Source organism: Streptomyces sp. NPDC058619, assembly GCF_042717785.1.
GTDB lineage: Bacteria > Actinomycetota > Actinomycetes > Streptomycetales > Streptomycetaceae > Streptomyces.
Window position 1 is genome coordinate 174,481 of sequence record NZ_JBHXQN010000005.1, and the last position, 20,989, is coordinate 195,469.

Genomic DNA, 20,989 nt, shown 5'->3' on the forward strand with positions numbered 1-20,989 from the left:
GGCGACGGGCACCAGCGCGCCGCACCCCCGGCCCCACCAGACTTCACGACGGCGACGCATGCACGCGGACGACGCACACCTACCGAGGAGAAGCACCGTGACAACGGCTATGACCGAGACCAGGCACGGAGGCACTGGAGGGCATGAAGCCGTCGCGGCCCGGGCGCGGAAGGTCGTCAAGGCCTACGGCTCCGGCGAGACGCGCGTCGTCGCCCTGGACGAGGTGGACGTGGACATCCGCCGCGGACAGTTCACCGCGATCATGGGCCCCTCGGGGTCCGGCAAGTCCACGCTGATGCACTGCCTCGCCGGACTCGACACGGTGACCAGCGGTCAGATCCACCTCGACGACACCGAGATCACCGGCCTCAAGGACAAGAAGCTCACGCAGCTGCGGCGCGACCGGATCGGCTTCATCTTCCAGGCCTTCAACCTGCTGCCCACGCTGAACGCCCTGGAGAACATCACCCTCCCCATGGACATCGCGGGACGCCGCCCCGACGCGGAGTGGCTGAACCGGGTCGTGGAGACCGTGGGTCTCGCCGGGCGCCTGAAGCACCGGCCCACCGAGCTCTCCGGCGGCCAGCAGCAGCGCGTGGCGGTCGCCCGCGCCCTCGCCGCCCGGCCGCAGATCATCTTCGGTGACGAGCCGACCGGAAACCTGGACTCCCGGGCCGGCGCCGAGATCCTCGGGTTCCTGCGCCGCTCGGTCGACGAGCTCGGCCAGACCATCGTCATGGTCACGCACGACCCGGTCGCCGCCTCCTACGCGGACCGCGTCGTCTTCCTCGCCGACGGCCGCATCGTCGACGAGATGTACGGGCCCACCGCCGAGCAGGTCCTCGACCGCATGAAGGACTTCGACGCGCGCGGGCGGACCTCATGAGCGGCATGGTCCTGAAGACCTCGCGGCGCAACTTCGTCGCGCACAAGGGGCGGATGGCGCTCTCCGCCGTCGCTGTCCTGCTGTCCGTCGCCTTCGTCTGCGGCACGCTGGTGTTCACCGACACGATGAACACCACCTTCGACAAGCTCTTCGCCGTCACCAACTCCGACGTGACCGTCAGCCCGAAGTCGGCCGTGGACGGGGAGGAGACCCCCGACCGCGGCAAGCCCGAGGTGCTGGACGGCGCGGTCGTCGGGAAGGTCGCCGCGGCCGAGGGCGTCAAGAGCGCCGAGGGCGGCGTCCTCTCGATGTCCGTCACGGTGGTCAACTCCAAGAACGAGAACATGGGCTCGACCACCGGCGCCCCGACCATCGCGGGCAACTGGAACGACAACGAGCTCAAGTCCATGAAGATCACCGCCGGTCACGCGCCGCGCGGCCCCACCGAGGTGATGGTCGACGCCGACACCGCGAAGAAGCACGGTCTGGGGATCGGCGACGAGCTGCGCACCATCGCCGTCACCGGTGACATCCGCGCCACCATCACCGGCCTCGCCGCCTTCACCGTCACCAACCCGGGCGCGGCCGTCGTCTACTTCGACACCGCCACCGCGCAGCGGCAGCTGCTCGGCGCCGCCGGCGCCTTCACCCACGTCAACGTCACCGCGAAGGACGGGGTGAGCGACGAGCAGCTCAAGGCGAACGTCGCCGCCGCCGTCGGCGCTGACACCTACAAGCTGCAGACCTCCAAGGAGGCCGCGGACGCCAACCGCAAGGACGTCGGCGCCTTCCTCGACGTCATGAAGTACGTGATGCTCGGCTTCGCCGGGATCGCCTTCCTCGTCGGCATCTTCCTCATCTTCAACACCTTCTCGATGCTGGTCGCCCAGCGGACCCGCGAGATCGGGCTGATGCGCGCCATCGGCGCCGACAGCGGACAGGTCCTCAAGTCCGTCGTCGTCGAGGCCTTCCTCCTCGGCGTCGTGGGCTCCGTCCTGGGCGTCGGCGCGGGCGTGGGCCTGGCCGTCGGACTCATGGAGCTCATGGGCCAGATGGGCATGCACCTGTCCACCGAAGACCTGACCGTCGCCTGGACCACCCCGGCCATAGGCGTCTTCCTCGGCGTCGTCGTCACCGTCGTCGCCGCCTTCGTCCCGGCCCGCCGGGCCGGCAAGGTCTCCCCGATGGCAGCCCTGCGCGAGTCCGGCACCCCCGGCGACCGCAAGGCCGGCATCGTCCGCGCCGTCCTCGGCCTGACCCTCACCGGCATCGGCGGCGCCGGGCTGTACCTCACCACCACCGCCGACGAGGCCGGACCCGGATCGCTGTGGCTCGGCCTGGGCGTCGTCTTCACCCTCATCGGCTTCATCGTCATCGGACCGCTCCTCGCCGCCGGCGTGGTGCGGGTGCTCTCCGGCGCCGTCCTGCGGCCCTTCGGGTCCGTGGGCCGCCTCGCCGAACGCAACGCCCTGCGCAACCCGCGCCGAACCGGCGCCACCGCCGCCGCGCTGATGATCGGCCTGGCCCTGGTCGCCTGCCTGTCGGTGGTCGGCTCCTCGATGGTGGCCTCCGCCACCGACGAGCTCGACAAGTCGGTCGGCGCGGACTACGTCGTCAACTCCATGACCGGGCAGCCCGTCATGCCCCAGGCCGAACAGGCGCTGCGCGCCGCCCCGGGCCTGGACCACGTGACCGCCTACCGCGAGGTCGAGGCGGCGGTCACCGCCCCGGACGGCACCACCGAGAAGGGGGAGGGCCTCGGCGCCACCGACCCGGCGTACGCCCAGGACATCCGGCGCACGATGGTCGCGGGCGAGCACGCGGCGGCGTACGGCAAGGACTCCATGTCGGTCGGCTCGGAGTACGCCACCGCGCACGGGATCAAGCTCGGCGACGCGCTGACGGTCGCCTTCACCGGCGGGAACACCGTCAAGCTGAAGGTTGCCGCGATCACCAGCGACGAGGGCAACCTCGACAAGGGCATGAAGTACATCAGCACCGCCGTCGCCGAGGCCAACGTCCCGGCCGACCGGATGCCGCGCCCCTTCATGCTGCTGGCCAGCGCCAAGGACGGGCAGTCCGACGCGGCCGCGTACAAGGAGGTCAAGGCGGCGCTGGCGGAGTACCCGCAGTACAAGGTGCTCAACCAGGCCGACTACAAGCAGGCCCTGAAGGACCAGGTCGGCCAGCTGCTGAACATGGTCTACGGGCTGCTCGGCCTCGCCATCGTCGTCGCCGTCCTCGGCGTCGTGAACACCCTCGCCCTGTCGGTCGTCGAGCGGACCCGCGAGATCGGCCTGATGCGCGCCATCGGCCTCTCCCGCCGCCAGCTGCGCCGCATGATCCGCCTGGAGTCCGTGGTCATCGCCCTCTTCGGCGCCCTGCTGGGCCTCGGACTGGGCATGGGCTGGGGGGCCAGCGCGCAGCAGCTGCTCGCGCTGGAGGGCCTGAAGGTGCTGGAGATCCCCTGGCCGACGATCCTCGGGGTGTTCGCCGCCTCGGCCCTCGTGGGCCTGTTCGCCGCGCTGGTCCCGGCCTTCCGGGCAGGGCGGATGAACGTACTGAACGCGATCGCGAGCGAGTAGCACCGCCGCGCGGTCGTACGGGGGAGACAACGGGGGACGGCCCCGGACCCGCCCGAGAGGGCCGGCCCGGGGCCGCGCCGCGTCCGCGCCGGGTCATCGTCCGCGCCGCGTCCGCGGTACCGCGCCGCGTCCGCTGTACCGGGCGGCGGCGGCGTCAGCCGCGGCGCATCAGCACGATGCCCTCGGCCTCGCCCACCACGGTGAACCGCTCGCCGGGGTGCAGCTGGGCGGCGTAGACGGTCGGGTCCTCGCCGGCCCACTTGGAGGCGTTGTCGATGGTGATCCAGTCCGGGACCACGCCCTGGGTGCCGCCGATCCAGAACACGCGGCAGCGCGAGGTCAGCCGGGTCAGCGGCGTGGTGTCCGCCTCGACGCTCGCCCCGTCGGGGATCCGCTCCAGGAGCCGCTCGATCGCGCCGACGCGGGCCGGCCGCTCGTACGTACGGGCTTCCATCAGCTTGGCGCTCGGCATGCTGGTCGCGGCCAGGGCCAGGCCGGCGGCGAGCACGGCGGTCGGCAGCTGGAGCGCGTACGCCCGCAGCCACGGGCGATCGCCGCGCCGGACGGTGTCGACGGCGTCGACGAGGGCAAGGGTCACCACGGGCATCAGCACGGCGCTGTAGTGCCAGTCGGTGGACCAGTAGTGGTCGTCCCCGGACAGGAACCGCCAGCCGAGGGTGGGGGCGGCGACCAGCAGCAGCGGCGAGCGCAGCGCGAGCAGCCCGGCGGTGGGGATCAGGACCCAGCCCAGGGTGGCGAGCTTCGTGCCGAGGCCCGCGAGCGGCCCGTCGCCGTCGATCTTGTCCCAGTAGCCGTAGCCCGCGGTGGCGAAGGCCGGTACGAACACGGTGAACACGAGGACCGCGAAGACCGTGGCCCCGGCGGCGACACCGAGCGCGAGGCGCACGGCCCGCCGGTCCAGGGGCCACGCCCGCCAGGCCACCACCACGGCCAGGGCGGCCAGCGTGAACCCGAGGTCCTCCTTCACGAGGACCAGCGGCAGCCCCCACAGCAGGGCGGCCCGCCAGCGCCGGGCCAGGACCGCCTCCAGGGCGAAGGCGATCAGGGGCACGGCGAAGGCGATCTCGTGGAAGTCGAACTCGACGGCCCGCTGGACGCCCCAGGACAGCCCGTACGCCACCCCGAGCGCGACCCCGCGCGGCCGGCCCAGCAGCCGCCCGGCGGCCCGGGTGACCGGCACGGCGGAGAGCGCGAACAGCGCGGCCTGCACGACGAGCAGGGTCACGGGCCCGGGGAAGACCCGGTAGACGGGGGCGACGAGCGCGATGATCGGACTGAAGTGGTCCCCGAGGATGTTGGCACCGGGCCCCTTCAGATCGGCGACGGGCTCCCGGAAGTGGGCGTAGGCCCGGATGGCCTGCTCGAAGATCCCCAGGTCCCAGGAGGCCCAGTCCATCCGGCGGAACCGCCCGACGGACAGGACCAGGTAGACGGGGAACAGCCCGGCGGCCACCGCGTGGGGACCGGCCCACCGGGCCCTGACCTGCCCCACCGCGGCGGGGGCCGCGGGTGCAGGTCGGGTTATCGCGTCGCTCGTCACGGTCTCGTGCTCCTCGGCCGGGCGGCGTGAACTCCTGCGGACGGTGGCGCGGCGAGCTCAGACGGTCAATGCGGTCGTTACGGGGACATCGTAGAGCGGCGGCCCGCCGGTCCGGATCCCCCGTGCGCCCCGCGCGGGGGCGTTCGCGCGCCACTCCCGCGGCGTCCTGAATCCCCCGCGCACGGGGGCGGCACGCGTCGTAGGGTGGGAGCCCCCGGCCCGTTCGACGTGTCGGGCCCTTCGCGTTGCGCCCTGACGCCCTCCACCGGACGGAAAGCCCACTCCATGAGCCTGCACGGACTGCTCGACGCCGTCACCCGGGACCCCGCCCTCGCCGAGGCGGTCACCGCGGCCGGGGACGGCAACCGCATGTACGTGGACCTCGTCGGCCCGCCCGCCGCGCGGCCGTTCGCGATCGCCGCGCTGGCCCGGCGCACCGAGCGGACCGTCCTCGCGGTCACCGCCACCGGCCGCGAGGCCGAGGACCTGGCGGCCGCCCTGCGCTCGCTGCTGCCGCCCGACGAGGTCGTGGACTACCCGTCCTGGGAAACGCTGCCGCACGAACGGCTCAGCCCGCGCAGCGACACCGTGGGGCGCCGCATCGCCGTCCTGCGCCGGCTCGCGCACCCCAGCAAGGACGACCCGGCCACGGGCCCCGTCAGCGTTGTCGTCGCCCCCATCCGCTCCGTGCTCCAGCCGCAGGTCAAGGGGCTCGGGGACCTCGTACCGGTGAGCCTGCGCCAAGGGCAGGGAGTCGACCTCGGCGAGATCACCTCAGCCTTGGCGGCGGCCGCGTACGCGCGCGTGGAGCTGGTCGAGAAGCGCGGCGAGTTCGCCGTGCGCGGCGGCATCCTCGACGTGTTCCCGCCCACCGAGGAGCACCCGCTGCGCGTGGAGTTCTGGGGCGACGACGTCGAGGAGATCCGCTACTTCAAGGTCGCCGACCAGCGGTCGCTGGAGATCGCCGAGCACGGGCTGTGGGCGCCGCCCTGCCGCGAGCTGCTGCTGACCGACGAGGTCCGGGAGCGGGCGGCGGCCCTCGCCGAGGCCCACCCCGAGCTCGGCGAGCTGCTGAACAAGATCGCCGAGGGGATCGCCGTCGAGGGCATGGAGTCACTCGCCCCGGTCCTCGTCGACGACATGGAACTGCTGATCGACGTGCTGCCCGCCGGGGCGATGGCCGTGGTCTGCGACCCCGAGCGGGTCCGCACCCGCGCCTCCGACCTGGTGGCGACCTCGCAGGAGTTCCTGATGGCCTCCTGGGCGGCCACCGCCGGCGGCGGCGAGGCCCCCATCGACGTCGGCGCGGCCTCCCTGCGCGGGATCGCGGACGTCCGCGAGCACGCCCGCGAGCTCGGCATGATGTGGTGGTCGGTGTCCCCCTTCGCCGCCGACGAAGACGTGACGGGCTCGGACACCCTCAAGCTCGGCATGCACGCCCCGGAGGCCTACCGGGGCGACACCCCCCGGGCGCTCGCCGACACCAAGGCGTGGATCGCCGACGGCTGGCACACCGTCTACCTCACCGAGGGCCACGGCCCGGCCGTCCGTACCGTCGAGGTCCTCGGCGGCGAGGGCATCCCGGCCCGCCTGGAGGCCGACCTGCGCCTCCTGGAGCCCTCGCTCGTGCACGTCGCCTGCGGCTCGATCGCCAACGGCTTCGTCGACCCGGCGCTGAAACTGGCCGTGCTGACCGAGACCGACCTGACCGGACAGCGCACCGCCACCAAGGACCTCGGCCGGATGCCGACCCGGCGCCGCAAGTCGATCGACCCGCTGACCCTGGAGGCCGGCGACTACATCGTCCACGAGCAGCACGGCGTCGGCCGTTACATCGAGATGGTGCAGCGCACCGTCCAAGGCGCCACCCGCGAGTACCTGCTCGTCGAGTACGCCCCGGCCAAGCGGGGCCAGCCCGGCGACCGGCTGTACATCCCGACCGACCAGCTGGAGCAGGTCACGAAGTACGTCGGCGGCGAGTCCCCGACCCTGCACCGGCTCGGCGGCGCCGACTGGACCAAGACCAAGGCGCGCGCGAAGAAGGCGGTCAAGGAGATCGCCGCCGACCTCATCAAGCTCTACAGCGCCCGCATGGCGGCCCCCGGGCACACCTTCGGCCCGGACACCCCCTGGCAGCGCGAGCTGGAGGACGCCTTCCCGTACGCGGAGACGCCCGACCAGCTCACCACCATCGCCGAGGTCAAGGAGGACATGGAGAAGTCCGTCCCGATGGACCGGCTGATCTGCGGCGACGTCGGCTACGGCAAGACCGAGATCGCGGTCCGCGCCGCGTTCAAGGCGGTCCAGGACGGCAAGCAGGTCGCCGTCCTCGTACCGACGACCCTCCTGGTCCAGCAGCACTTCGGGACCTTCTCCGAGCGTTACAGCCAGTTCCCCGTCACCGTGCGGGCGCTCTCGCGCTTCCAGGGCGAAACCGAGTCCAAGGCCACCCTGGAGGGCCTGCGCGAGGGGACGGTCGACCTGGTCATCGGCACCCACCGGCTGTTCTCGCAGGAGACGAAGTTCAAGGACCTGGGCCTGGTCATCGTCGACGAGGAGCAGCGGTTCGGCGTCGAGCACAAGGAGCAGCTGAAGAAGCTCCGCGCCAACGTCGACGTGCTGACCATGTCCGCGACGCCCATCCCGCGCACCCTGGAGATGGCGGTGACCGGCATCCGCGAGATGTCGACGATCACCACCCCGCCGGAGGAGCGGCACCCGGTGCTCACCTTCGTCGGCCCGTACGAGGAGAAGCAGATCGGCGCGGCCGTCCGCCGCGAACTGCTGCGCGAGGGCCAGTGCTTCTACATCCACAACCGCGTCGACTCGATCGACCGGGCGGCCGCCAGGCTGCGGGAGATCGTGCCCGAGGCGCGGATCGCGACCGCCCACGGCCAGATGTCCGAACAGGCCCTGGAACAGGTCGTCGTGGACTTCTGGGAGAAGAAGTTCGACGTGCTGGTGTCGACCACGATCGTCGAGTCCGGCATCGACATCTCCAACGCCAACACGCTGATCGTGGAGCGCGGCGACACCTTCGGCCTCTCCCAGCTGCACCAGCTCCGCGGCCGCGTGGGCCGCGGCCGCGAGCGCGGGTACTCCTACTTCCTGTACCCGCCGGAGAAGCCGCTGACCGAGACCGCGCACGAGCGGCTCGCGACGATCGCCCAGCACACCGAGATGGGCGCCGGCATGTACGTGGCCATGAAGGACCTGGAGATCCGCGGCGCCGGCAACCTGCTCGGCGGCGAGCAGTCCGGCCACATCGCGGGCGTCGGCTTCGACCTGTACATCCGCATGGTCGGCGCGGCCGTCGCCGACTACCGGGCGGCCGTCGAGGGCGGGGTGGAGGAGGAGCCCGCGCTGGAGGTCAAGATCGAGCTGCCCGTCGACGCGCACGTCCCGCACGACTACGCGCCCGGCGAGCGGCTGCGTCTCCAGGCCTACCGGTCGATCGCGGCCGCCGTTTCCGAGGCCGACATCAAGGCCGTACGGGAGGAGCTGACCGACCGCTACGGCAAGCTGCCGGAGCCGGTGGAGAACCTGCTGATGGTGGCGGGCCTGCGGATGCTCGCGCGCGCCTGCGGCGTCGGTGACATCACCCTCCAGGGGCCCAACATCCGCTTCGGGCCCGTGGAGTTGCGCGAGTCGCAGGAGCTGCGGCTGAAGCGGCTGTACCCCGGGGCGGTCCTCAAGCCGGCCACCTCGCAGGTGCTGATCCCGCGCCCGAAGACGGGCAGGGTCGGCGGGAAGCCGCTGGTCGGACGGGAACTGCTGGCCTGGACGGGGGAGTTCCTCACCACCATCCTCGGGTCCTGAGCCCGGCGGAGGCCGACAGCCCGACGGGCTCCCGGCCTCCGCCGGCCCGGTGGACCCGTGAATCGAGTCAACACGCTTCGCGGGGGATGTGCGGTTCACGCTGTGAACGGGTCTGTTCGCAGAGGTATGCTCCCCGCATGCTTGAGGAGAGCGCCGCAGGCGCCGAGGTCACTGCCGCCGAGGTCGCCCGCCTGGCAGGCGTCGGCCGCGCCGCCGTCAGCAACTGGCGGCGCCGCCACGCCGACTTCCCCAAGCCCGCCGGCGGCACCGAGACCAGTCCCTCCTTCGCCCTCGCCGAAGTCGAGGACTGGCTCCGCGCCCAGGGCAAGCTCGCCGAGGTCCCGCTGCGCGAACGGGTCTGGCAGCAGATCTGCGCCCACCCCGGCGGGGCCGTGCCCGCGCTCGTCGAAGCCGGCGCCGCGCTGCTCGTCGTACGCGACCGGCCCACCGACTGGCTGGAGCTGACCGCCGTCTCCGACGCGCGGATGGCCGTCCTGCTGCGGCCCGTCCTCGGCCAGGTGCTCGCCGCGCGGCTCGGCGCCGGCCACCCGCTCGCCGCCGCGGCGCCCCGGCCGGCCGCGATGCCGCTGCTGCGCGCCGCCGCCCGGCTCGCCGCCGAACTCGGCGCCCGCAAGGGTTTCGAGTTCCTGCTCCGCCGGCACCTCGACGCCAGCCCCCGCCAGTACACGCTCACCCCCGACGGCCTGGCCGAGCTCATGGCCGCCCTCGCCGGACCCGGCGCCCGCACCGTGCTCGACCCCGCCTGCGGCACCGGCACCCTGCTGCGGGCCGTCCCCGGCGCCACCGCCCTGTACGCGCAGGACTCCTCGCCCGAACTCGCCGCCCTGGCCACGCTGCGCCTCGCCCTGCACGGCTCCGCCCAGGTCCGCGCCGCCGCCGCCGACAGCCTGCGCGCCGACGCGCATCCGCGGCCGCCCGTCGACGCCGTGCTCTGCCACCCGCCGTTCAACGAACGCAACTGGGGCCACGAGGAGCTGGCCTACGACCCCCGCTGGGAGTACGGCTTCCCGGCCCGCACCGAGTCGGAACTCGCCTGGGTCCAGCACGCCCTGGCCCACCTCCGCGAGGGCGGCACCGCCGTGCTGCTCATGCCGCCCGCCGTCGCCGCCCGCCGCTCGGGCCGCCGCATCCGCGCCGACCTGCTGCGCCGCGGGGCGCTGCGGGCGGTCGTCGCCCTCCCGGCCGGCGCGGCCCCGCCGTACGGCATCCCCCTGCACCTGTGGGTGCTCCGCCGCCCCGCCCCGGTCGCGGCGCCCCCCGCCGGGCTGCTGCTCGTCGACACCGCCGTGGCCGCCGCCGACGGGCGCTCCCGGACCGCGTGGCCCGCCGTGCACGGCACGGCGGAGGCCGCCTGGACCGCGTACGAACGCACCGGCACGGTCGAGGAGGTGCCGGGCGTCAGCCGCGTCGTGCCCGTCATCGAGCTGCTGGACGACGACGTGGACCTCACCCCCGCCCGCCACCTCCCGCCGCCCGCCGCCGGCGGCGGAGCGGCCGGACTCGGCGCCGTGCGCGGCCGGCTCGACGAGACCCTCGCCCGCGCGGCGCGGCTCGCTCCGCCGCCCGCCGATCCGCCCGCCGATCCGCCCGCCGATCCGCCTGCCGACGGGCCCGCCGACCCGCCCGCCGGGCCGACCGGCCGGCCGCCGCTGACCACCGTCGGCGAACTCGCCCGCGCCGGAGCCCTGTCGCTGCACACCGGCACCGGCAGCGGCACCGGGACGGCGCCCGTCCTCACCGCGCGGGACGTGTACGCCGGACGCGGCCCCTCCGGCACCCTGGCCCCCACCGCCGACGCACCCCTGCTGACCGCCCCCGGCGACGTCCTCGTCCCCGTCGCCGGCGGTGCCTCCGTCGCCCGGGTCGTGGACGCGGCCACCGCAGGCGCGGTGCCGGGCCGGGGCCTGCAGCTGCTGCGTCCCGACCCCGGGGAGCTCGACCCCTGGTTCCTGGCCGGATTCCTGCGCGGCACCGCCAACCACCGCCGGGCCAGCAGCCACGCCTCCACGGCCACCCGCCTCGACGTCCGCCGGCTCCGGCTGCCCCGGCTGCCGCCGGAGCAGCAGCAGCGCTACGGCGACCGCTTCCGGGCGCTCGCCGAGTTCGAGGACGCGCTGCGCGAGGCCGGGCGGCTCGGGGAGCAACTCGTACAGGGCCTCTACGACGGCCTCTCGGACGGCACTGTCACGCCGTAGCACCCGCTGTGCGGCGACCCTGCAACGGTTGGGCCCATCCCCTCACCGGTGGCCGGTAAGGCTGTATACCCTTCGATCCGAATCTTCTTCCGCACGGCCCGTCAGGAGCAGCGATGCACGGCCCCGGCCTCCCGCCGCAGCACGGTCACCAACCCAGTTCCGGGGGTGTCGTGACGCTGCGCGTGCTGTTCGCGCTGCTGCCCATCCTGAGCTGCGGTTTCCTCGCCTGGGGGTCGATGCTGCGGCTCGCGCTGGTCACCCGCAAAACCCGCGACTGGGTGCTGCTGCTGGTCAGCGGCGGCCTCGCCGTGCTCTGGATGACGCTGATCCAGCTCGACCCCACCGCCGAGACCAACGGCTGGCAGGGCAACCTCGGCGCCGGCGGCACGATCCTCACCGCCTTCGCGGTCTGCGTGTACTTCCTGGTCGCCGACATCAAGCACTACGAGGCGAAGTCGGCGGCCCAGTCCGCGCACTGGTACGGGGCCCAGCCCGCCCCCTACCTCCCGCCGCACCTGCCGCAGCAACCCCAGCAGTCCCAGGGATACGGCTACCCGCACCAGGCGCAGGCCTCCCGTGCCGCCCAGTCGCAGAACCCCGCCCCGCCCCAGCAGCCGCCGCACGCCACCTCGCCGCCGCGGATCGGGCAGGTGCGGGCCGAACTCGACGAGCTCAGTGAGCTCCTGCGCAACCAGCCGCCCCGCGACGAGGATCCGACCAGGTGACCGAACGGCTCATCGGAGACCGCTACCAGCTTGCGACCATCCTGGGCCAGGGCGGCATGGGACAGGTCTGGACGGCCTACGACCAGCGCCTGGACCGGCGGGTCGCCGTCAAGCTGCTGCGCCCCGACAAGGTGGCCGGCCCCGGCACGGTCGCCGAGGAACTGCGCCGCCGCTTCGTGCGCGAGTGCCGGGTCACGGCGCAGGTGGACCACCCCGGCCTGGTCACCGTGCACGACGCGGGCAGCGACGGCGACGAGCTCTACCTGGTCATGGGCTACGTCGAGGGCGCCGACCTCGCCGACCACCTCGCGGAGCACGACCCGTACCCCTGGCCGTGGGCCGTCGCGATCGTCGCGCAGCTGTGCGCCGTCCTGTCGGCCGTGCACGCGGTGCCGATCGTCCACCGCGACCTGAAGCCGCGCAACGTCATGGTCCGGCCCGACGGCACCGTCCTGGTCCTGGACCTCGGCGTCGCCTCGGTGATGGACACCGACACCACCCGCCTCACCAGCACCGGATCGCCCATCGGCAGCCCCGCCTACATGGCCCCCGAGCAGGCCATGGGCGGCGCGGTCGGCCCGTACACCGACCTCTACGCCCTCGGCGTGCTGCTGTACGAACTCCTCAGCGGGAACGTCCCCTTCGCGGGGTCCACCGCGCTCGGCGTCCTGCACCGCCACCTGTACGAGCCCCCGCTCCCGGTCCGCCAGCTCCGCCCGGAGGTCCCGGCGGAGCTGGAGGCCGTCCTGCTGCGCCTCCTCGCCAAGGACCCCCAGGACCGCCCCTCGTCCGCCCAGGAGGTGTACGAGGCCCTCGTGCCGCTGCTGCCCGCGCGCGGCAGCGCCGCCCCCTCCGGCCCGCTCGACCCCACGCGCCCCTTCCTGCGCCCCCACGCGCCCTGGCCGGACCGGGCCACGGTGATCCCGCCGCGGCCCGCCGACCCGCCGACGCCCCCGCGGCCGGACATCCCCGGGGCGGTGGACGAGGCCCGCACGCTCCTGGACCAGGGGCAGCTGACCCAGGCCGTCGACATCCTCGGAGGCATCCTCCCGGCGGCCGTGTCCCAGCACGGCGAGAACTCCCCGGTGGTCCGCTCCCTGCGCAAGCAGTACGCGGCCACGCTGATGGACGACGGCCAGTACCGCCGGGCCCTGCCCGAACTGCGCCGCCTCGCCGACCAGTTCCCGGCCGGCGACCCCCAGTCCCTGCGCTTCCGCTACGACTCGGCGCAGTGCCTGGAGCAACTCGGCGAACCGGCCGCCGCCCTGGCGGAGTACCGCTCCCTGCTGCCGCTGTTCGAGAACCACTACGCCAACCCGGACCCCGGCCTCCCCCTGGAGGTCCGCCGCCGGATAGCGCACCTGCTGCTCTCCCTCGGCGACCGGCCCGCGGCCCACGCCACCCTGGTCCGCCTGCTCTTCGACGCGGACCGGCTGCACGGCCCGGCCCACCCGTTCCCGACGGAGGTCCGCCGCACCCTGCACTGGCTCGGTCAGGTCCGCTGACGGGGCCTGCTCAGGCGCCCGGTGCGGCAATGGCCAGCCCCAGCGAGTCGGCGGCTTTGAGCAGGCGCTGGTGGTACGTCACGAAGGTGAGCTGCTCGGCGCCGGGCTGTCCGGCCAGGAGCTGTGCAGTGGCCAGGTGGATGGAATCGAGCGATCGCAGGAGCGGATCGGTGTAAGCAGCGGCCGTCGCCCGTACGGCGTGGTCGACCTCCAGCCGGTACAGACGGGTCAGAGCGCCGGGCACCCCGGCCAGCGCCTGCGGAGCAGAACGGCGCAGGGCGCGCGGAACCTCGATCTCGACAAGGGAGGACGAGACCAGGGGTTCATCAGGCCGTTCGGCGAGCCAGGCCACCAGCTCGGCGCTGCCGTGTTCCCGGCGCACCAGTTTCACCACGGCCGCGGAGTCGAGATAGATCACCAGCGCTCCTCGTCGCGCACGGCGGACAGCTCTGCGGCGACATCGATCTCAGGGTCGCCCAGGACCGGGGGAAGCGGAACGGGGCCGCTGGAGAGAGGCGCGGTGGCACGCCCCTCCGCGATCAGACGGTCGAGCAGGGACTGCGTCGCTGTGACGGGGACGAGCCGGGCTACGGCTGTTCCGCTCACGGTGACCTCCAAGGACTCGCCGCGCTGTACCCGTGCGAGCACGGCGCTGGTGTGCTGGTTGAGTTCACGTACGGGAATGCGGTCCATGCTGCCAGCGTAGAACGCCGCGTTCTACGCCGGAAGGGTGCTTTCGTCCGAACGAGTGACCGGGGCCTTGCCGCGCCGCCGCGAGCGCCCTACCAGGGCGACCAGGGTCAGCGCCGCCGCAGCCGCCACCGCCGCGCCCGGGACCAGGCCCGGTGGGCGGAAGGAGCAGGCCAACGCCCCGGTGCGGCCGTCGAGCGGTACGGCCACCAGGCCCAGGTACGCCGCCGCCGGACGGCCGTTGCAGCTCCAGCCCGCGACCGCCGGCACGGAGAGGACCGCCGTGCCCGTGCTCCCCGGGGGCAGCACGGCCCGGACGTCCGCGGAACCCACCCGTACGGACACCGCCCCCGAGGCCCGCAGGGCGGCCACCGCCGGTGCGAGCCGGGCCCGGTCCAGGCAGGACAGCGACCACCGGGCGGGCGGGGCCGCGTCGAAGACCAGCGCCGAGGACGCCCCCCGGGAGACGCCCAGCGGCTGCACGGCCGCCCGGTTGCGGGGGGCCGCGCCGTTCAGCCGGAACGGGGGCCCGTCCGCGCGCCGGGCCGTCGCGTTGTACTCCGGGGCCCAGAGGAAGGCCTCCGTGCCCGCGCGGCACACCCCGGGCGCGAGGGGGTCCTCGTACACCCGCGCGCCCAGCAGTGCCTCCTGGTTGGCGAAGGGGGAGTCCCCGTACACCGGCGCGGGGCCCGGCGGGCGCACGGTGACCAGCGGCGGGACCTCCGCCCGGCCGACCGTGCCGTCCGGCCGCAGCCGCGCCCCGACGGCGAAGACCGCGTCCGTCACCGGGTTGTCGATGCTCTGCACGTTGCGCCCGCGCGAGGTCCAGCCCGCCCCGAGCGCCGCCATCGTGTCGGTGAAGACCTTCGGCGTGTGGCTGCTGTAGTACGCGCCGCCCTCCCCGCCCAGCAGCATCGGGTCGTTGCCCGACAGGGCGGGCCGCCCCGCGTCGGTGCGGTACGCCGGCCAGCCCCCCGCGGCCGACAGCGCCGCGGCGCGCGCGGTGTGCGCCGCGCCCCACGCGGGGTAGTCGTCCAGCCCGCCGAGCTTGCCCCGGTGGCCCTGGGCCCCCGTCGCGGCCGCCTGCGCGAGGAGCACGCCGGCCAGCAGCCCGGCGGCCGGCAGCAGCAACCGCGGCCGCCGCAGCGCCCACCAGGCGAGGGCCGCCGCCGCCAGCCCGCCGCAGAACAGCCCGTACCCCCACGCCGTCGTCAGGGCGCTGCCGCGCGCCCACAGCGCCGCGGCCGCCAGCAGCCCGGCCCCGGCCGCGAGCGCCCGCGGCGGCGGAGGACCCGCCGCCAGCCCGGTCCAGGCGGCGATCACGGCGATCCCGGCCAGCACGAAGGTCTGCCGGTACGGGCTCCCGTTCGGGGTCGCGAACAGGTGCCAGGCCAGGTGCGCCGGAGCCCACTGGAGGGACAGCGCCACCGTCGCCGTCAGCCCCGCCCACCCCCACCGGGTCCGCGCGGGCACCCCCCGGTGGAACGGCAGCGCGGCCACCAGCAGCAGCGTGCCGGTGCCGACGAAGACCGCGGGGGAGGAGAAGGAGTACGTGGCGGGCAGCAGCCGCGCGAAGACGTCCGCCCACGGCACCGGCCGGAACTCCCGGGACCACCCCGGGTACGCCTGCCCGGAGCTGAGGAACAGCGGGACCAGGACCGGCGCCGCGAGCGCGAGGCCCAGCGCGGCCGTCGCGGCGGCCCGCCCGACGGCCCGCAGCCGGGGCCCCGCCCCCTCCCGCGTCAGCACCACCCGTACGACCAGGACCAGCACCGCGCCGAGCGTCGCCATGTAGGCGGTGTAGAAGTTCGCCGTCCAGCACACCGCCACCACCAGCACCCCGAGGACGGGCCGGCGCCCCCGCAGGGCCCATTCACCCGTCAGACACAGGAGCGGGAAGGCGATCAGCCCGTCCAGCCACATCGGGTTGCACGAGGCCTCGACCACCGACCAGCCGCACAGCCCGTAGGAGGCGCCCAGCAGCCCCGCCGCCCACCACGGGCCGCGGGCCTGCGTGCGCAGCAGCCAGGCCATCGCCGCCGCGGCCGCGGCCGTCTTCAGCACGGTGACCACGTACACCGCGAGGTCGATGCCGTCGCGCGGGAAGACCCCGACGAGGAGGGCGAACGGACTGGTCAGGTAGGTGCCGAGGTCCGGCAGGAAACTCGTCCCGTACCCGGACTGCCAGTTGAACAGCAGCCCGCCCCGGGCACGGCCGTGCAGCAGGTCCCACAGGTGCGCGTGGAAGGGGACGAACTGGTTGCCGAGGTCGTTGACGCTGCGGTGGCGCGGCCCGTACGGGAAGACGCGGGCGACGGCGTCCCCCGCGCCCACGGCCACCGCCGTGAGCAGGGCGGCGGCGGCCGAGCCGAGCAGGCTCCGGCGGCGCGGCGAGCGGTGCGGTGTCGACATGGTGGGCCGACCCTGGCAGCGCCGGAGGTCCGAAGGATGGCCACCGGGTGAACACGCACCCCAACACCTCGGGAATCGTTGGTCGAACCGGTGGCCCGGACCACCCTGACTGCATACCATCGATCACCGCAAGGCTTGTGCACCGAAGCACAATCTCCCGGCCCTGGAGGCTCCTTTGCACCGTCGCGCAGCGCTCTCCGTCTCCGCCGCCCTGCTCCTGGCGGCCCCCCTGCTGTCCGCCTGTTCGGATGGACAGCCCCACGCGGGCACCGCGGCCGTCGTGGGCGGGGAGCGGATCACCACCTCCGCGCTCCAGGCCCAGGTGAACGACGTGCGCGCCGCGCAGAACCGTTCCGGGCAGGCCGCCGCCGAACTCATCGCGGCGACCCCCAACCTGGAACGGCTCAAGCTCGGCTCGATGCTCCAGAGCCGCATCATCGACAAGATGGCCGGCTCCGCCGGTCTCACGGCCACCACCAAGGAGATCGAGGACGAGCGCAAGGCGTTCGCCGAGGGCAACGGCGGCGCCGCCCAGTTCGAGGCGCTGCTCCTGCAGAAGGCTGCTACCGCCCCCGGCCAGTCGGACCGGTTCCTTAACGACCGGGTGCTGCTCGCGAAGCTGAACGCCAAGTACGGCAACGGCAAGCTCGCCGAGCCCGCCGCGGCCGCCGCGAAGGCGCTCGACATCGAGGTGAACCCGCGCTACGGGGCGTGGGACGCCGCGCAGGTCCAGCTCGGCGAGGCGCAGACCCCCTGGATCACCCAGAAGACCCGCCCCGAGCAGGCCCCCGCCGGAGCCTGACCCCGGCCGCCGGAGGTAGGTTCGCCGGGTGACCGACCACGTACCCGCCGAGCCCGCCCCCGCCGAGCCCACCGGCCGCATCGTCCTGCTGACCACGAGCCACCGCGTCGCCCCGGGCGTGCTGTCCTGGCCCGCCTGGCAGGTCCTGCACGCCGCGGACCGGGTGCTGTGCGCCGATCCGGCCCACCCGCAGCTGCCGTACCTGCGGGACGCGGGCGTCGAGGTCGAGCAGGCGGCCCCGGACGCGCCCGCGCTGGTCGAGGCCTGCGCGGGCGGGCGGACCGTCGTGGTGCTCCCGGGCGGCGAGGGCGACCGGCGGCTGACCGACGGCCTGGCCCGGCTCGCGGGCTCGGGCCGGGTCTCCATGCCGGACCTGGAACTGCTGCCGGGCTCGTACGACCTGCCGGGCGCGCGCCTGCTCGACCTGGTCCAGGTGATGGACCGGATCCGGCGCGAGTGCCCGTGGTCCTCCCGCCAGACCCACCGGGGCCTGGCCAAGTACGGCATCGAGGAGGCGTACGAGCTCGTCGAGGCCATCGAGGACGGGGACCGGACGGAGCTGCGCGAGGAGCTCGGCGACGTGCTCCTCCAGGTCGTCTTCCACGCGCGCATCGCCGAGGAGTTCCGCGCGGAGGCGGAGGGCGAAGAGGTCGAAGAGGGCGAAGACGCCGAGGGGCCGTTCTCCATCGACGACGTCGCCGGGACGCTCGTGGAGAAGCTGGTCCGCCGCCACCCGCACGTCTTCGGCGACGCGAGGGCGGACACCCCGGAAGAGGTCAAGGCGCACTGGCTGCGGACCAAGGCGGTCGAGAAGCAGCGGGAGTCGCTCACCGACGGGATCCCGCTCGGGCAGCCGGGCCTCGCGCTCGCGGCCAAGCTCGCCGGCCGGGTCCGTACGGCCGGGCTGGCCGTGGAGCCGCCCCGCGGCGAGGGCATCGGGTACGAGCTGCTGGAACTGGCGGCGCGCGCCGAGGCGGCGGGGACCGACCCCGAGACCGCCCTGCGCGCGGCGGCCCGCGCCTACCGGGACGCGATCCGGGCCGCCGAGGGCGTCGGACCGTAGGCCGGGCAGTGCCGGGGGAGCCCGCTCACGGGCGCGGTGCGCGGCCCGAGGGGTTGTGCCAGTGCGGCGCCGGGCGGTTCAGGAACCACTCGCCGAAGCCCAGCGGGCGGCCGCCGGGGCCGTTGCCCCGGCCCGCGCCGGGCACCGTGTCGTGGAAGATCCGGCCGGGCCGGGCGCCCAGCTCCTCCAGGAGGTACGCGGTCTCCTCGATGAACGGGGCCGGTCCGCCGAGGTAGACGTCCTGGTCGGGCCAGAGCGCGCGGTTGCTGAGCGCGGTGGCCAGCCGGTCGGTGGCCTGGTTGCGGTGCTGCCCGGGGGCGGGCGTGATGTAGGTGACGCCCAGCCAGGCGCACGCTTCGGCGTACGCGTCGATGAGCGGCCGGTCGTAGAGGTGCGCGGAGTCCCGGGCGACGACGAAGAGGCGTACGTCCTGATCGGGGGGATGCTCCACGAGCTCCTCCAGCAGGGCCCGGACCGGCGCCCAGCCGGTACCGGCGGCGATCAGGCTCACGGGGCGGTCCTCGCGGCGCAGGACGAGCTGCCCGCCGGCGGCGCCGAGGCGCAGCATGTCGCCGGGCCGCGTGTCGCGGACCAGGGCGGTGCTGAGGCGGCCGTCCTCGATCCGGCTGACGTGCAGGTCGACGGTGCCGTCGGGGCGGGGCGCGTTGCCGAGGGAGTACGTGCGCCAGGTCGTCGGCACCCGCTCGCTGCTCACGCTCGCGTACTGGCCGGGGAGGTAGGGGAAGGGGAGCAGCGGCTTGAGGGTCACGACGCCGATGTCCTGCCCGTACTGGAGGTGGCGGACGACCTCCGCGTCCCACCAGGGCGGGTCGTCGTCGGCGCCGGCGCCCTCGGCCATCGCGTCGGCGATCATCTGGTACGCCTCGGTCCAGGCCTTCTCCGCCCGGGGGGTCCAGGCGCTGCCGGAGGTTTCGGCGAGCGCGGCGATCAGGCTGGCGCCGACGGCCGCGTAGTGCTCGGGGCCGGCCAGGAACTTGCGGTGGTCGCGTCCGAGGTCGCGGAGGTAGGGGAGGAGGGCCTCGCTCTCCAGCTCGGCGACGACGTGCGTGAGCGCGGCGAAGAGCCGGTCCCGTTGGCGTTCCATGTCCTCGGCGGACGCGGGGAAGAGCGCGCGGATCCCGGGGTTGTGCCAGAACAGGTGGGAGTAGAAGAACTTGACCGCGTGCTCGGCCCTTCTCTCCACCACCGCGAAACTGCTCTTCAAGATCCTCACGTCCACAAAACCGAAAGTAGGAATGTCCGCGCACCTGAGGTCAAGTGATGGCGGATCTACGGACAGCCGCGACGAAGCGCCCATATGGGGTGGCGGGTGAACGCGGGATACGGTCGTCGGGTGCATGAGCAGACCCCCGCAACGCCAGCCGAGACCCCGCCCGCCCAGGGCCCGACCCTGTTCGACTGGGAGTTCGCGACCGATCCGTACCCGGCCTACGCCTGGCTGCGCGAGCACTCCCCGGTGCACCGCACCACGCTCCCCAGCGGAGTCGAGGCCTGGTTGGTCACCCGCTACGCCGACGCCCGCCAGGCCCTCGCCGACCAGCGGCTCAGCAAGAACCCGGCGCACCACGCGGAATCCCCCCACGCCAAGGGCAAGACGGGCATTCCGGGCGAGCGCAAGGCCGAGCTGATGACGCACCTGCTCAACATCGACCCGCCGGACCACACCCGGCTGCGGCGGCTGGTGTCGAAGGCGTTCACCCCGCGCAGGGTGGCCGAGTTCGCCCCGCGCGTGCAGGAGCTCACCGACCACCTCATCGACCGGATCGTGGAGAAGTCCCGGGGCGCCGCGACGGGGGAGGCCGACCTCATCCACGAGTTCGCCTTCCCGCTCCCCATCTACGCCATCTGCGAGATGCTCGGGGTCCCGCGCGAGGACCAGGACGACTTCCGCGACTGGGCCGGGATGATGATCCGGCACGGCGGGGGCCCGCGCGGCGGCGTGGGGCGTGCGGTCAAGCAGATGCGCACGTACCTCGGCGAGCTCATCCACCGTAAAAGGGACGATCTGGGCGACGATCTGATCTCCGACCTGATCCGGGCGAGCGACCACGGGGACCACCTGACGGAGGGTGAGGCCACCGCGATGGCCTTCATCCTGCTGTTCGCCGGCTTCGAGACGACCGTGAACCTCATCGGCAACGGCGTCCACTCCCTCTTCATGAACCCGGACCAGCGCGAGCGCCTCCAGCGCTCCCTCGCCGCCGGGGAGCGCGGCCTGCTGGAGACCGGCGTCGAGGAGCTGCTGCGCTACGACGGGCCCGTGGAGCTCGCCACCTGGCGGTTCGCCACCGAGGCGCTGACCCTCGGAGGCCGGCCGGTGGAGGCCGGGGACCCGGTACTGGTCGTCCTGGCGGCCGCCGACCGGGACCCCGACCGCTTCGCCGACCCGGACGCGCTCGACCTCTCGCGCACCGACAACCAGCACCTCGGATACGGGCACGGCATCCACTACTGCCTGGGTGCTCCGCTCGCCCGGCTGGAGGGTCAGACCGCGCTTGCGACTTTGCTGACGCGTCTGCCGGACCTGGAACTCGCCGTTCCGCCCGAGGAGCTGCGCTGGCGCGGCGGACTGATCATGCGTGGCCTGCGCACGCTTCCCGTCCGCTTCGCAGCCCCAAACATCGGAGGAACACCTGACGCATAGTCGGCTGCGGTCGGAACTTGTGACAATCGCGCAAAGGCCGCTAAGTTCTGCCGTTACCCC

The 20,989-nt window shown here is 73.9% G+C and carries 14 protein-coding genes; 9 read left to right on the top strand and 5 right to left on the bottom strand.

Annotated elements, in window-relative coordinates; genetic code table 11:
- The first annotated feature begins 109 nt into the window (after positions 1 to 109).
- Together ACFWTC_RS07775 and ACFWTC_RS07780 are read left to right on the top strand one after the other, a co-directional pair.
- Positions 110 to 886, top strand: a complete 777-nt coding sequence (locus tag ACFWTC_RS07775; protein ID WP_383925803.1) for an ABC transporter ATP-binding protein — start codon at positions 110 to 112, stop codon at positions 884 to 886.
- Positions 883 to 3,471, top strand: a complete 2,589-nt coding sequence (locus tag ACFWTC_RS07780; RefSeq protein ID WP_383925780.1) for an ABC transporter permease — start codon at positions 883 to 885, stop codon at positions 3,469 to 3,471. Before ACFWTC_RS07775 ends, ACFWTC_RS07780 begins: the two co-directional genes overlap by 4 nt.
- A 154-nt stretch (positions 3,472 to 3,625) precedes the next feature.
- Here the strand turns inward: ACFWTC_RS07780 and ACFWTC_RS07785 are convergent, their stop codons facing one another.
- Entirely contained in the window at positions 3,626 to 5,032 is a 1,407-nt protein-coding gene (locus ACFWTC_RS07785; protein ID WP_383925776.1) for a DUF2079 domain-containing protein, read from the bottom strand.
- A 285-nt stretch (positions 5,033 to 5,317) separates the two neighbouring features.
- Between ACFWTC_RS07785 and mfd the strand changes: the two genes are divergently transcribed.
- The 4 genes from mfd (at position 5,318) to ACFWTC_RS07805 (ending at position 13,297) form a co-directional block, all read left to right on the top strand.
- Positions 5,318 to 8,851 carry a transcription-repair coupling factor gene (gene mfd, locus ACFWTC_RS07790; RefSeq protein WP_384027179.1) on the top strand — a complete coding sequence of 1,178 codons (3,534 nt, stop codon included), beginning with the start codon at positions 5,318 to 5,320 and terminating at the stop codon, positions 8,849 to 8,851.
- A gap of 137 nt (positions 8,852 to 8,988) precedes the next feature.
- Positions 8,989 to 11,067, top strand: a complete 2,079-nt coding sequence (locus tag ACFWTC_RS07795) for an N-6 DNA methylase (protein WP_384027177.1) — start codon at positions 8,989 to 8,991, stop codon at positions 11,065 to 11,067.
- 170 nt (positions 11,068 to 11,237) lie between these two features.
- On the top strand, positions 11,238 to 11,792 hold the full coding sequence (locus ACFWTC_RS07800) for a hypothetical protein (protein WP_383925768.1): 555 nt from the start codon (positions 11,238 to 11,240) through the stop codon (positions 11,790 to 11,792).
- The gene (locus tag ACFWTC_RS07805) at positions 11,789 to 13,297 is read left to right on the top strand and encodes a protein kinase (protein ID WP_383925765.1); all 1,509 of its coding nucleotides are present in this window, start codon (positions 11,789 to 11,791) and stop codon (positions 13,295 to 13,297) included. Before ACFWTC_RS07800 ends, ACFWTC_RS07805 begins: the two co-directional genes overlap by 4 nt.
- A gap of 10 nt (positions 13,298 to 13,307) precedes the next feature.
- On the opposite strand, the gene ACFWTC_RS07810 is transcribed toward ACFWTC_RS07805, so the two are convergent.
- From ACFWTC_RS07810 to ACFWTC_RS07820, 3 genes are read right to left on the bottom strand one after another with little or no spacing between them, the layout of a single operon-like run.
- The gene (locus ACFWTC_RS07810; RefSeq protein ID WP_384027175.1) at positions 13,308 to 13,715 is read right to left on the bottom strand and encodes a type II toxin-antitoxin system VapC family toxin; all 408 of its coding nucleotides are present in this window, start codon (positions 13,713 to 13,715) and stop codon (positions 13,308 to 13,310) included.
- Positions 13,712 to 13,990, bottom strand: coding sequence for a type II toxin-antitoxin system Phd/YefM family antitoxin (locus ACFWTC_RS07815; protein WP_383925759.1), 279 nt, complete (start codon positions 13,988 to 13,990; stop codon positions 13,712 to 13,714). Before ACFWTC_RS07815 ends, ACFWTC_RS07810 begins: the two co-directional genes overlap by 4 nt.
- A 24-nt stretch (positions 13,991 to 14,014) precedes the next feature.
- Positions 14,015 to 16,399 (bottom strand): YfhO family protein, encoded by a 2,385-nt coding sequence (locus ACFWTC_RS07820; protein ID WP_384027174.1) that lies wholly within the window; start codon positions 16,397 to 16,399, stop codon positions 14,015 to 14,017.
- Positions 16,400 to 16,574: 175 nt separating this feature from the next.
- Here ACFWTC_RS07820 and ACFWTC_RS07825 point away from each other — a divergent pair, with 175 nt between their 5' ends.
- Positions 16,575 to 17,201, top strand: coding sequence for a SurA N-terminal domain-containing protein (locus ACFWTC_RS07825; protein ID WP_383925755.1), 627 nt, complete (start codon positions 16,575 to 16,577; stop codon positions 17,199 to 17,201).
- Positions 17,202 to 17,229: 28 nt separating this feature from the next.
- Positions 17,230 to 18,264 carry a nucleoside triphosphate pyrophosphohydrolase gene (locus tag ACFWTC_RS07830; protein WP_383925752.1) on the top strand — a complete coding sequence of 345 codons (1,035 nt, stop codon included), beginning with the start codon at positions 17,230 to 17,232 and terminating at the stop codon, positions 18,262 to 18,264.
- 25 nt (positions 18,265 to 18,289) lie between these two features.
- On the opposite strand, the gene ACFWTC_RS07835 is transcribed toward ACFWTC_RS07830, so the two are convergent.
- The gene (locus ACFWTC_RS07835; protein WP_383925749.1) at positions 18,290 to 19,498 is read right to left on the bottom strand and encodes a globin domain-containing protein; all 1,209 of its coding nucleotides are present in this window, start codon (positions 19,496 to 19,498) and stop codon (positions 18,290 to 18,292) included.
- Between the two features lie 120 nt (positions 19,499 to 19,618).
- Between ACFWTC_RS07835 and ACFWTC_RS07840 the strand changes: the two genes are divergently transcribed.
- Positions 19,619 to 20,929 carry a cytochrome P450 gene (locus ACFWTC_RS07840; RefSeq protein ID WP_384027172.1) on the top strand — a complete coding sequence of 437 codons (1,311 nt, stop codon included), beginning with the start codon at positions 19,619 to 19,621 and terminating at the stop codon, positions 20,927 to 20,929.
- Positions 20,930 to 20,989: the final 60 nt, after the last annotated feature.

Bases quoted from the DNA above. Each gene is read 5' to 3' on its own strand.
- ACFWTC_RS07775 (WP_383925803.1), top strand. From the start codon at position 110: ATGACCGAGACCAGGCACGGAGGCACTGGAGGGCATGAAGCCGTCGCG.
- ACFWTC_RS07780 (WP_383925780.1), top strand. From the start codon at position 883: ATGAGCGGCATGGTCCTGAAGACCTCGCGGCGCAACTTCGTCGCGCAC.
- mfd (WP_384027179.1), top strand. From the start codon at position 5,318: ATGAGCCTGCACGGACTGCTCGACGCCGTCACCCGGGACCCCGCCCTC.
- ACFWTC_RS07795 (WP_384027177.1), top strand. From the start codon at position 8,989: ATGCTTGAGGAGAGCGCCGCAGGCGCCGAGGTCACTGCCGCCGAGGTC.
- ACFWTC_RS07815 (WP_383925759.1), bottom strand. From the start codon at position 13,990: ATGGACCGCATTCCCGTACGTGAACTCAACCAGCACACCAGCGCCGTG.
- ACFWTC_RS07820 (WP_384027174.1), bottom strand. From the start codon at position 16,399: ATGTCGACACCGCACCGCTCGCCGCGCCGCCGGAGCCTGCTCGGCTCG.